Genomic DNA, 13665 nt, shown 5'->3' on the forward strand with positions numbered 1-13665 from the left:
GCAATTGTTTAATGATTTCTTCGGTGTACAATGGCTGCGCTGCTCACGGTTACACTATCATATGTAGCAGTGTTTACCTTGGAACTGTTCGATGAAACAGCTAACCCAACATAATAGGTGCCGGCCATTGAGACGGTAACAGGAGAACCAACAGTAAACCATTTTATTCCATCAGTAGACTGATAAGCAGTTATCGTATTACCTGCTCTTTGCAAACGAAACCAGCCGGGAGCACGGGTATATGCATTACCTGTTTCAAAACTCATTGAGCCACCCGTAGTAGTTCGGCGCCCGCATCTTGCTTCGCGAACACCGCCATCTCCTGATGTCATACTAAAAGCAATGGCATTGGCAGAAAGCGATTCGCGCATCATGATACCCGTTTTTTGTGCACCACCACCAGCCCATGTATTGGCGGCAACCCTTGCAGTGATGGTTGCATCACCGGTTACAGCTTTATACACATAGCTCAAACCATCTGCGGCGCCGCCAATGCCGGCACCTGAACCACTCACTACAAAAGTTCCATTACTCACATTCGCATAACGTCCGCTGCCAGCCGTGGCAACACTTCCAATATCCTGATGAGCCCAGCCTGCAGGTAATGCACCGGCAGCTGTTGGTGTAGCATTTGCCTGTGCCGAATTACTACTGGTTCCTGCCTGGTTAATTGCAGATACCATATAATAATACGTAGTACCGTTGATTACGCTTGTATCTTCATATAAAGGGTAAGTGCCTTTATAAGTTGCTATGGTAGTATATGGTCCACCGCTTGTTGTTGAACGCAGTACATTATATCCATTTGCAGTGGCAACAGGAAGCCATCTTAACCAAACTTTTCCTACGCTGGGTGTGGCCTTTAATCCTGTGGGTTTGGATGGAGCTGGTGATGCAGGATAAGGTGAGGCAGCTGCATTAAGTGTATAACAAAGCGTACCAAATCCAAGGTTATCATCATGCTCAAATCCTTCGGGTCGGTTGATCTCTGCCATGGCTTTTACATAGGGAGCGCTCAGGCCCTTTCTTACCACGTAATGGTTATAGATCATTTCCCAAATGGGTCGCTGTAGTCGTCCTCTTCCAAAAGCGTTTTGTTCAGAAGCCCAATAGTTCTGAACGTTATCACAGTTGTTGTAGGTGGTATAGGGAACATCTTTCCAAAGATTGTATTTGGCTGTATATTCAGCGCCTGCCAGCAGGCGGTTGTTGTCATAACCATACATATCCAGTCCCTGGTTCCATGCTATCTGGCAAAAGCTTCCCAGCATGCCAACGCCTAACAGCGCATGCTCCTGGTCGCGGCCCGTTTCCTGCCACTGGGCCAACCCTCCCGCATGTAAAAAAGGAATTGCCTTTGTGATATTGCCGTTGCCTGCACCGGATTTAAAATAAGTAATTGCCTCGTTGTACTTGCTGGTATCATCGCACAAAACACCAATACTTAAAATGGCTGTTATGTTACAAATGTCCCAGTTAGCCCAGTAATGCGTAATACAGGTATTGTTGTGACGGGTTAAAAAATCATGGCAATTGGGGTACAGGTATGTGGTCATCATACTTTTGAATTGATTGAAATCCGCTGATGACCAATTGGGATAAAGTCGCAGTACCTCTGCGGCCACAGCAAACTCATACACTGCTATTCCCATTAAGCCGGGTATGTCCTGACCAGCCGGCACCTGGTTCACTGCATAGGCCCAGGCGTTTAGGATCTTTCGTGAGCAGGCGGCATAAGAAGTATCGCCAGAAATATACCAACGCAATGCATTGAGATAAGCAGCCACTGCATCGGCAGAAGCACGTTGACGGCTCACACCCATGTTGGCCTGTGCTGCTGCGGTGTAGGTGTTTTGTGCTTTGGGATGAGCGATCAAAGCGTTCCAGCTATCTATCCAGGGATGCGCTTTTGCCGCCACCTGTGTTTTCATGCGGTCTAAATCGACCTGCGTATGCAAGCCGCCGGGATGAACAAAGGTTTGTGCTGTTGCTGTAATACTGTAAAAGAACAACACGAAAAATAACAGGTATTTCATCTGATAGAATTTTTAAACGTTATGTTTTTTGCAAACTCCCCCACTTTAATATTTGCCTCTTCCACACTATTTATCAGTTTTCCATTGATGCGAAGGTTTTCGAATGTCACTCCCTGCACAAGATGGTCCTTGTCTAAACCACTAATGATCGACGGAGAATTATTAATGCCGTTATAACTTATGTTCTTGAAATAAATATTTTCCACACCCCGGCCGGGGGCAGCATTGTATTTTTGAAAGAACGCTACAGTTAACTGGAGAAGTTTTCCTTCCTGAAAATCATCAACCCGTATATCTTCAAAGCGAACGTTACGTACCAGGTTCATATCGGCTGCCTGAATGGCCATGCAACCCTCGGCAGACGGATCGTCTTCATCGAGCTCCAGCACCTCGATGTTCTTAAATAGTAAATTCTCGATGACCTCACCTGTTTTTTCGGTGTTTCCGTGAACGCCGATATTGACGGTATGCGCTACATCGGCCCAAAGAATGGAATTAGTGACTGAATAATTTTTTGCATCGCCATAAAATTCCCAGCGATGCGCATACACGGCAATGCAATCATCAGAGTTGCGCATGAACACGTCATCAACCGTAACGTCACTACAACTCATAAAATCGAGCCCATCGCTCCAGGGATTAGCACTGAATGATTTTAAATTGCGGATGGTAATGTGATCCGATCCGCCGGCAAAAACCGTATAGTGTTTGGGATTCACTACAATCACACCATCTATGCTTATATTGCTTGCGTGCCTGATCTCTATTCCTCTTTGCGGCTGGTCGATGATACCCCTTCCAATGATGCGCACATTTTGCACTCTGTCGCACAACAACTTTCCTCTTACAATAGCACCGCCGGCAATGTAAACCGTTTTACCTGAGCCAATGTTGAACGCATCACCCGGCAGGTCTTTCGGCAGGTGAACACCCGGCCCAAAATACACCACATTAGGATCGTTGGGGTCGGGACGGGATGTTTCAATGGAATTGGCAAATAAATGCAGATTGTGTAATTTATCACCATCAAACTCTATTGAAATTTTTTTAGGATCATTTAAAGTGAAAGTGATACTGTTACCAATTAGTACCGGTTTTATTTCATAAGAAGATGGGCGAATTTTAACCGACTGTACATTACCGTTGTTTTTTCGAACATACACTTCAACAGTTCCCGAAAAATCGAAATACACCATGGACGCATCCTGTGGCTTATCAAGATCCACTTTTACATTGTATTCATACAGGTCCTGCCATTCGCCTCCGGGCTTGCGTACTTTCACAGTGTAATCATCATTATGCATGGAGTAAACAACTGCCTGCGGTGGAGGATAAGTAATAAGTTGTTGCGCAGTTGTTTTAAAACCATAAGAGCAAAGAAAAAAGATCAGCGATAGAATCTTTTGCATAAGCTTACAAGTCAAATTAATAGGTTTATTGTTTTATTGCTTCCAACTGTCCTCTGATGATACCGTTGGGATACTTTTTAGTATTTATGGTAAAGTAATAGGCCCCTTCAAGAAAGTCGGCCTGTTCGCTTATCGTAAATCCTCTTATACCGGCCAGGCCAAAATTGGCGCTCGCTGCATTATTTGTACTAATAAAGGGCAGCGAACGCACTAAGGCACCGTTTGTGGCAGCGCCGGCCGGACCGTAAAAGTTTACCGAAGTAATGGTGTCGTTGCTGGTTGTTTGCCACAGATCATTCCATGTTATGGTGAAGCTCAGGATGTTCGATCGCTCATCATAAAAACCCGTGAAAGTTCCTGTGGAAGTATTATCAATTGCAGGCACCATTTGTTTGCTGCTTGCAGTTGAAGTAATGGTGTATTGGTCGCCACCGATCCTTTCCTGCTTTCCTCCTTTGGTACAGGCTACCGCAATGGCTGATACAATAAATATAGTTGTCAATATCTTCATAAAAGTGATTCAGTTTGTTATAAAAAAGTTCTCAGTTCTTAGTTTTTAGTTAGTTATTGAGTTTGAAAGTTGGCGAGTGTGAATATAATTTTGAACCTGAACATTAAACAACTTAGAACTAAAAACTTAAAACTCAGTAGCCCGGGTTTTGTTGTAAAGCAGGCGATTTGGTGAGCTCACTTTGAGGTATAGGCCAGAAATACATGGCATCGGTAAATACGTGCTTTCGTATAACTATCACCCTGTACGAAAAACTACCGTTCGCAGCTCTTGTAATTTCCATTCCGTGTGTTTCTCCATTTTCCGTCTGCGGAGCGATCTTCCAGCGGCGCACATCCCAAAATCGATGTTCCTCAAAAGCCAGCTCCACCCGGCGCTCATGCCGAATGGCTTCCCGCATTTCTTCTTTCGTCATACCTGCCTTCAAACCGTACAATCCGTTGGCGCCCGCGATGATGCCTGCACGGCTGCGTATCATCTTTAACCAGTCATACACTTCAGCGGTTGCACCAAAGTATTCATTCGTTGCTTCGGCTGCATTTAACAAAACTTCGGCATAACGCATCACTACCCAGGGACGATACAGTTCGCCAACAGCGCCATTACACATCTTGTACCTGAAATAACCCGTTAATGTACCTGTAGGTGTATACATGCCGTCGAGGCTGGCACTGGTTGCCGCTGCATTCCCTGTTGGAATTACACCCGTATAGGTATTGACCGGCTGGTCGCCAAATGAGCCCATATTGCGAATGGAACCATTATAGTTAACTGTATAAGTGAGCCTGGGGTCCCTGTTCTTATACATATTGTTGCCTATGCCGGCATAACCTGAAGCGGGGTCTGTTATACGTAACCCGTTGATCATTTCAAATTCATCTACTAACTCCTGCGTTGGAAAATACTTTACACCCTGCCACCCGTTCATACCTCCCCTGGAAGTAGGATTGGCGCTGGCTTCAATATAAAAATTATTGGAAGTAACAGCAGGCTGCCAATAAGCGAGAATATGCTCCGGTTGAGGTGTGTTTTGCAAAAAGAGCGTATAAAGAGGCGTAGCAGATGTGGTATATAAACTGTAAACACCCAGGTTAATTACCGCTTTTGCCGCATCAGAAGCCTGCTTCCAGCGTTCAGGATCAGCACCGGGAAAGGTGAGCAGATGTTCAGGATCATCTGCTCTTGGCCCACTATTGAACAGTGGACTGGCTGCGTATAAAAGCATCCGTGCTTTTACTGCCAGGGCGCTGCCCTTTGTCACTCTCAGCTGGTTTGGTTCTCCCGGCCGGTATGACACGGGAAGTGATGCGGCGGCCGCATCCAGTTCATCGGTCAAATATTTAATAGAGGTTTCAAATGAGCTTCGTGCCACGTCTATTTTTTCATTTTCGGCAAATATTTTGTCGCCAATTAATGGTATGCCGCCATAATGTTTTAACAGCGTGAACAGATACCATGCTCTAAAAAACCGAACCTGGCCTGTCCAGTAGTCTCTCGTTGCATTCGATACGGGAATGTTGTCTTTGTTTTTCAAAAAGATATTCGCGGCCCTAACCATAACGAAGGTGGTTGTCCACAGACCTTTGTCGGCATTATTCGCGTTAACACCGCCACTTGAAATTTTATACGTGTAAAAGGTAGGATCGCCGAGCGGTTCCGATTCATCGCAGGCAGCGTCCAGCCCTGTTTGATTGAATCTTCTGGGGTTAAATGAAATTCCCAGGTTGGAATAAAGATTATTGATGATTCCCAACGACCTGGTGCTATCGCCAAAGGCCGCTGTTTCATCAATAGCTGATAAAGGTTTTTGGTCAAGAAAATCTTTTTTGCATGCAGTGATAAAACAGGTAGCTGTAACCAGCCCGGCAAATAAGATGCTCCAATATATTTTATGCGTGGTCATAAGTAATTTTTTAGCGTTAAAAGCCTAGTTGCAATCCAAAGTTGAAGTTTGCCGTGTTGGGATAGGCACTACCGTTGCCACTTGCAATTTCAGCGTCCTGCTGAAACTTACCCATGTCCTGGATATTCGCCAGGTTATAGCCGGCAACATACACTCGCGCATTCTGTACTACCCTGGTACCTTTTAACCAGCTGCCGGGAATCTGGTAAGACAGCTCCAGCGACTTTAACCTCACATACCAGGTATTGGCAAACCAAAAATCAGAGACCGTTTGCCCGGACATATTGTTTATGTTAGTGTTCAGGCCAATGCGTGGATAAGTGGCAGTAGCTGCTGTTGCCGGTGTCCAGCGCTCCAGGTTCCATGGACGTAAATTGCTAAGGAAAGCATCACCGGCGCCTTCCTCTTTTACCTGCACTGCATAACCATAGGCACCCTGCAGCAATGCCCGTAATGTGAATCCTTTGTAGCCAATGGTAAATTCAGCGCCCAAATTGGTGGTGGGTAAATTGGGTTTCGACAACCAGGTTTTATCGGCATCGGTGATAACGCCATCTCCGTTCATATCAGCATATTTCAGGTCGCCCGGTTGTATAACACTCCAAACCGGGGCAGCAACGCCCTTATTTACTTTTCCGTTCGCATCAAAATCATCCATCTGGTAAAATCCAAGGCTATGATATCCTAATGTTAACCCCAGCCCGGTTCCTGTTTTTGCCTGGTAGGGATAATCCGGCGCCTCACTTACGTAAACGATCCGGTTTACAGCATAAGAAGCATTGGCGCTGATCGAATAATTGATCCTGCCATGGCTATTCTTGTAGGTGATCACGCCGTCAAAGCCTCTGTTCTCCGATTTACCAATATTCTTTTTTGGAAGATTCTGTCCAATTAACAAAGGAACATCCCCTTGCTCGATCAACTGGTCATAACGGAAATTATAAAAATAGCTACCACTTAATATAACTCTGCCCTGAAACATGTTCACTTCCAACCCCAGGTCGGTTTTCCTTTCTTTTTCCCAGGTAATATCAGGATTTACGAAGGCGCCTTCTACTGTCGTATTACCATAGTAATTTGAACCTGTTGTGGCATATTGGATAACAGGCGTTACAGGTGGTTCTTTAAGATAACTGACATCAGACCCTACAAAACCAAAAGAACCCCTGATCTTAAACAGATCAAAAAATGGGAACAGGTTCTTGAAGAACTTCTCTTCAGAAAGGTTATATCCCCAGGAAACTGCAGGAAATATTCCATACCGCTTGTCTTCGCTGAACAGGTCATTGCCATTACGGGCAACTGTAACACCAAAGAGGTATTTACGCTTAAAATCATAATCCAGGCGGGCAGTAGTACCGCGGTAATTCATAGGAACTTTTGCGCCATCGATATAATTATTCTGATTTACCAACAAAAGCCCGGTGACATGATGACTGCCAAACGTGCGATCATAATTGAGAGACGCCTGAACAATAGTTTTAGAATTAAAGGCGCCGGCCGGAACCGCGATTGAATATGGCAGCATACGGTATTGATTCTGGTCCCTTATTGCATAAGCGTTCGTAACAGGGTTATATTTATAAGCGGGCAATCCGCTACGGTTAAGGTTGCGGCCCTCATTATTATTGCCGGCATAGGAAATATTTACTTTAGCAGATAAGCCTGAAGTTATAAAATCAAGCTTCTGGTCTGCACCTACAACAATGTTATAGTTATTATTGAACTTTCTTATGTAACCTCCGTTACCCAGGCGAAAAACCGGGTTAATGGCGCCGTTATTAGTTACGGCGCCCGCATAAGATGCATAGCCATAACTGCCATCCGGATTTACTACCGGCATGGCATAGGGAGCCGTGTAACGAAATGAATTCAATTCATGAAAAAGCCCGGCTCCTTCGAAAGCGCCACTTGGGTTGTTAACTGTTTCAAAGCGGCCATTGACATCGAACCGGATCTTTAACGTTTTTGTGGGGGTGATATCCAAATTTGAGCGGTAATTAAAGCGCCGGTAGAAATAATTGGTGTTCACATAGTCGCCCACAGGCTCGAACTCTTTTAAAATACCATTCTGAGAAAAATAACCTAACGATGTAAAATATTTTACAAAAGAACTTCCTCCTGATATATCCACATTGTAACGGGATTGCGTAGATGTTTTATTAAATAAAACATCGGCCCAGTTAACATTCGGATGACCATAAGGATCGGAGCCGTCTTTAAACTTTTGCAAATCGTCGGCAGTAAAAGGAAGCACAGGTGTTTGCGACTGACCATATGCATCATTTATAGTTGCTTCATTTCGAAGCAAGGCAGTAGTATACGCATCAAGGAAGGTCGGCATCCTGATCACTTTATTAATGCCGCCTTCAGCCGTAATATTGATCCGTGGCTTTCCGATACGCCCCCTGTTAGTAGTAACAACCAAAACCCCGTTGGCGCCCTTTAATCCATAAATGGATGTGGTAGCCGCATCTTTTAGAATGGTGACGGACTCCACTTCGTTTACGTTGAGCTGTGAAAGCTGGTTGTAATCGTACTCAATGTCATCTACAATGATCAGGGGTTTGTTGTTATCTCCTCCATTGATAGAGTTAACTCCCCTGATAAAAAAGTCGGCAGCATCAGATCCCGGCTGACCACTTCTTTGCTGGCTGAAAAAACCGGGTAACCGGCCAACAAGCGTATTTTGAATGCTTGCCGTAGGAAGCGTCCTGATCTCTTCACCCTTTACTGAGCTGACCGCCCCGGTACTTGTGATCCTTTTTTGACGGCCATAACCAATTACTATCACGTCTTCCAATCCCTTCACATCAGTCACAAGCCTTATCAGCATTGGAGTTCCCGCAACCACAGAAACGGTTTGAGGTTGATACCCTACATTGGCAATCATCAGTTTCTTACCGCTCTTTAACGAGATAACGAAATTTCCCTGTTCATCAGAGAGGCTTGAATTCTTTTCGTTGCCCGGCTCCGAAATAGTAGCTCCGCTTACTGCTTCATTTCTATCATTTACTATACGCCCTCTTATAGTTGTGTTTTGAGACCATACAGCAGTTGACAGCAGCGAAAACCACATCAATATAAATATCTTTATTTTCATTGTATGTCGTTTATTAGATCAAAAAGGTTCAGTACCCGGGATTTTGTTCAAGCCCCTGATTTACCTGCGTTTCTTTTATGGCAATAGGTAATAAATACATGGCATCTGTGAAATAAGGCGTGGTAACATTCTTCGGAGAATAGTTGAATGTACCACTCGCATTTTTGGTTATGGTTACTCCGTGCAGTGTAGTTCCGTAAACCGATTTCGCGATCTTCCACCTGCGGATGTCCCAAAACCTTTGTTCTTCAAATGCCAACTCAACGCGCCGTTCGTTCCGCACAACATCGCGCATCTGATCTTTCGACAATCCCAAAGGCAGCGCATAGGGTGAAAGACCGGCCCGCTGGCGAATTTTCTCAACAGCCGCATTTACAGAAGCATCAGGCCCTGAATATTCATTCTTTGCCTCGGCATATATTAAAAGAATGTCTGCATACCTGATGATGCTCCATGGTGGAATAAAGCCACCATCCCGGACAAAAGTGGTTGTATAATTGGCGCTGCTGCTATCGTTTGCGCAAAACTTTTTGGCGTAATAGCCTGTTTGTGTTTGCACAGGAGCCAGCGTAGCATCATTCGGTTTGTCTTTGCCTCCTTCAAAAGTTTCTATCGGTCTTTGCAGCCATTTAGCGCCATTATAAAACACAGTTTGTTCCAAACGGGGATCGCGGCCGGCATAAGGGTTTAATGGATTGTAACCGGAAGAAGGATCCGTAATTGCCTTGCCGTTCTTCATCGGAAAAGCATCGACAAATTCCTGTGTTGGGCTTACCCGGCCTTCACTATTTCGATTGGCTGGCTTATAGCCGGGCGGAGACATGTAATAGGCATATCCATTATCGTTACGGGGATCACTCATCCTGAAAAAAATGTGTTCTTTATTCGCCCGCTGCAATACCAGCGTATAACGGTTAGGTTCAAGGTCATAAATGCCCAGGTCCATTACCGCTTTCGCCGCATCGGCGGCGGCTTTCCATCTTTCCGCACTGTAAGTGGCATACCCGGTATATAACTTATCAGGAGTTGATGAAGGATTAAACAGGGGGCTTGCGGCCAACAGCAATACCTTGGCCTTAATAGCCATCACAATACTTTTACGCATTCTTCCAAAGTCGGCATCGGTTGTTCTGCCGCTTAGAGGAACATCGGAACGAAGGCTGTCTTTAGCTATATCAAGTTCTGATACAATATAATTGACGCACTCTTCAAAGCTGTTGCGTTTTAAATTCAATAATTCAGGATCATTGGGTTCATAAACTTTATCACCTACCAGGGGAACACCACCATACCGCCTGATGAGTTCGTAATAAAAATAAGCCCTGAGCGCCCGGGCCTCGTTGGTGAGCCATATTTTACGTGATGAATCGGCCCAGGGAACCCGCTGATAATTGTTTAAATAAATGTTCGCTGCCCTTATGGCACTGTAACTATTGCCCCAGTTATCATCAAATGGTACAACAGGACTGTATCCGCCGCGAATGACATTCCATCCCTCATTTCCGTCGCCACTGGGAACAGCATCATCTGAAAAACATTCCAATGGCACCAGTGAAGTATTGGTCCTCGGTGAGCTATTGAAAGCCCAACTTGAACTGCCCAGCATCCGGTTATACCCGGTAGGAATTTTCCCATATATGTTGCCGACCCACCAATATGCCTGGGCTCCTGTAGGGTCCTTCTCATCGAAAATATAATCTATAGTAAACAGCTCAAGCGGTTTGTCTTCAAAAGCTTTTTTACAGGATGATATTGTAAAAATGAATGCAGTTAAGATAACACCGAGCAAGCTCAAATGCTTTTTCATACAACTATGCATTATCGTTAAAATTTAATATTGATACCAAAATTGACAATCTTCATAACAGGATAAGCAGAACCCCAGGCCTCTGGGTCCAGGTCTTTTCTCATGTCAAAAATTTCGGCCCACGTAAGCAGGTTCAGCCCATTGGCAAAGAAACGTATGGAAGGAAGGCCAATTTTGCGAGATAATTTTTCCGGAAATGTATATCCCAGCTCTACGTTTTTGAGGCGCACAAAATCATTGTTCTTCAACCAAAAGGAAGATGTTTGGGTATTATTTGTATTGTTTCCCAACCACAACCTGGGCTGTTGTGCTGTTTCTGCCGTTTCTGCTGTAAAGCGGCCCAGGTTATATTCATAGGCGTTATTTTGCCCATTGTTGCCAAAACCGTTCATGAAATCGCCGTTGAAATAACTCCGGCGGTTAAACGTACCCTGAACAAGCAGGGAAAGATCAAAACCTTTAAAACTGAAACCGGTATGAAGGCCATAATAGATAGTAGGTTTTGCATTACCAATGGGCCCCTGGTCGTCGATCGTGATCTGGCCATCACCATTGCGATCAAGATAACGGATGTCACCGGGCCTTAAAGAAGATTTGGGAGATGAAGGCAGTACTGCGGTAGCAGCATCGTTAATTTCATCGTAAGATTTAAACAAGCCAACGGCCGTATAACCATATTGCAGCCCCACGGGTTTGCCTGTCGTAACCTGGTAGTCGTAATTTTTGGGCAATTCTGCATTGTAAACCACTTTCGATTGCACCAGCGAAAAATTTACTGAGGCGAACCAGGTAAATTTCTTTATGCTTTGTTGCCAGGTAACGGAAATATCTGTGCCCCAATAGTTGAACCGCTGATAATTTTTATTCGGATAGCCTGCGCCAAATATCGCAGTTGTCATGGTAGGTGCAGCTACCAGGTCATAGAACTTATTGAAGAAATAGTCGGCAGTTATTGTCAGCTTGTTGTGCCAGAGTCCAAGGTCAATTCCGGCATCAAGCTTTTTTGCTTTTTCGGGAACAAGACCTGTATTGGCAATAGCGTTTTCTCCTGAGGCTTTGTCGAGCGAAGAGCCGGAGCCAAACCAATAACCATTGGCGTTAAAATAGGTTTGTATATACGTAAAGTACCCGGCATTTGCCTGACCGGTCAATCCATACGTGGCTCTTAGCTTCAGGTTGCTGATAAAAGGAAGGTTGTGGTTGATGAACGTTTCTTTATGCAGATTCCAGCCAATGCCTCCTGCCCAATAAGTTGCCCAACGTTTTGATGGTTCAAGCCAGTTGTACCCACCATAGCTAACAGCGCCTTCTCCTGTATATTTTTCATTAAAACAATAGTTCAATTTACCCGAATAAGCCGTATATTTTTCCGGAAGATTGGTAGAACTGAATGCCAGCCTGTTTTGCTGGTTGGCAACTGTAAGTATTGAAATGGCGTGCTTTTTAAAAGTTCTGTCATAACCGAGCGACCCTTCCAAATACACCATGCGATATCTGTCATTTGCAGCACCCGCAGTTGTTTGCTCAGTCGTAGAACCATACTTGGTGTACCCGTTATTCAGATACTGGTAAACTTCAAAATTCTTGGAACGTGTTGTGGTATAATAAACCGTATTGTTGTTGGAAGCTTTTGCCTTCAGCACAAGGCCTCTTGTAAACACATCCAATTTTTGAGTAACCTCCAGATCAACCGCAATATCTCTTACATCCTGGAACTGGTATCCCCTGGCAACGGCTTGCCCCCATATATTGGTATTGCCCTGGTATTTATCGCTGCCACCCAATGTACCATCAGGATTGAAAACAGGGTAAGCCAATTGCGGCGTATTTAATAAGGACGAAAAAATGCCAGACACACCGCCACCGGGCTGGTTATACCGTTGAAAACGACCGAAGAGGTTCAATTGCACAAAAGTTACAGGTGTTACATCTACGCCCACATTCGAACGCAAAGCATACCGGTCAAGTTGAGCGTTTGTGTTGTATTTATTATCATCGCTGGTTTTAATGATCCCTTTTTCTTTTATATTGTCCAGGTCAACAAAATACCTGAACCCTTTTCCACTACCCTGTATATTAAGGTTATAACGATGTACGCCGGCCCTGTTTTTTAAAACGGTAGTGTACCAGTTCACATCAGGGTAACTATATGGGTCTGTATGATTTTGGTATGCATCAATCTGGGCCTGTGTATATTGAGGAATAACCGGCGTTGTTCCGGCATCGTTTTGCCTGGCCTCATTATACAAAGTGGCATATTGCCAGGCCGGCAGGGGTTTGGGAACAGCTGTTGGCGTTTCAAAGCCCGATTGAGCGGTAAATGAAATACGGGGCTTACCAACATCGCCTTTTTTTGTTCTGATAGAAATTATTCCGTACGAGGAACGCTGGCCCAACATCACGGTCGATAGTGCATCTTTTAATACGCTTATAGATTCTATCTGTTCCGGATCAATGGATTGATAGCCCCTTTCAACACCATCTATCAAAATGATTTGCGCTCTTGCCCCACGGATATTGAAACTCATTCCGTTACCATCCAGGCCAGGTCCGCCACTGCTAAACGTAATATTCAAACCAGGTATGCGGCCGGGTAATGCCTGTAAAAATTGAGGACTCGGCGTAGTGGTCAATTGATTGGTATAAACTGTGGCAACAGACTGCAGTGACCTGCTTTTTGCCTGTTCTCCAAAAAGAATTGGAACAGCCGCAGGGGATTTGGGGATCTCAATAACAGAATCGGGTTTTTGACCGGCCTTTGTTTCGGCAACCTGTGCCCTGGCAGAAGAAAATACAAGCAGCATAATAGTCACGAAAACCAGGTTGACTTTATAATATGGCAGCCTTTTAAAACGGGAAGGTGGCAAACCTCCGGCAGTTAGTTTTCTTTTCATAA

At 44.7% G+C, this 13665-nt stretch carries 7 protein-coding genes; all 7 read right to left on the reverse strand.

From position 1 onward, the window contains the following. Positions 1 to 8: 8 nt before the first annotated feature. The gene (locus GGD38_RS02130; protein ID WP_375299678.1) at positions 9 to 2036 is read right to left on the reverse strand and encodes an alginate lyase family protein; all 2028 of its coding nucleotides are present in this window, start codon (positions 2034 to 2036) and stop codon (positions 9 to 11) included. Continuing rightward, positions 2033 to 3445, reverse strand: a complete 1413-nt coding sequence (locus GGD38_RS02135; RefSeq protein ID WP_375299677.1) for a glycosyl hydrolase family 28 protein — start codon at positions 3443 to 3445, stop codon at positions 2033 to 2035. Before GGD38_RS02135 ends, GGD38_RS02130 begins: the two co-directional genes overlap by 4 nt. Positions 3446 to 3470: 25 nt before the next feature. Beyond that, positions 3471 to 3956 carry a CHRD domain-containing protein gene (locus tag GGD38_RS02140; protein WP_375299676.1) on the reverse strand — a complete coding sequence of 162 codons (486 nt, stop codon included), beginning with the start codon at positions 3954 to 3956 and terminating at the stop codon, positions 3471 to 3473. A 133-nt stretch (positions 3957 to 4089) separates the two neighbouring features. Further along, a complete protein-coding gene (locus GGD38_RS02145; protein ID WP_375299675.1) occupies positions 4090 to 5859 on the reverse strand; it encodes a RagB/SusD family nutrient uptake outer membrane protein in 1770 nt (589 codons plus the stop codon). A gap of 16 nt (positions 5860 to 5875) precedes the next feature. Next, the gene (locus tag GGD38_RS02150) at positions 5876 to 8962 is read right to left on the reverse strand and encodes a SusC/RagA family TonB-linked outer membrane protein (protein ID WP_375299674.1); all 3087 of its coding nucleotides are present in this window, start codon (positions 8960 to 8962) and stop codon (positions 5876 to 5878) included. 28 nt (positions 8963 to 8990) lie between these two features. Beyond that, positions 8991 to 10769 (reverse strand): RagB/SusD family nutrient uptake outer membrane protein, encoded by a 1779-nt coding sequence (locus GGD38_RS02155; protein WP_375299673.1) that lies wholly within the window; start codon positions 10767 to 10769, stop codon positions 8991 to 8993. 17 nt (positions 10770 to 10786) lie between these two features. After that, complete coding sequence (locus GGD38_RS02160) at positions 10787 to 13663, reverse strand: SusC/RagA family TonB-linked outer membrane protein (RefSeq protein ID WP_375299672.1); 2877 nt, start codon at positions 13661 to 13663, stop codon at positions 10787 to 10789. Between the last annotated feature and the right edge of the window lie 2 nt (positions 13664 to 13665).

It is taken from the genome of Niastella sp. OAS944 (assembly GCA_024809215.1).
Classification (GTDB): domain Bacteria; phylum Bacteroidota; class Bacteroidia; order Chitinophagales; family Chitinophagaceae; genus Niastella.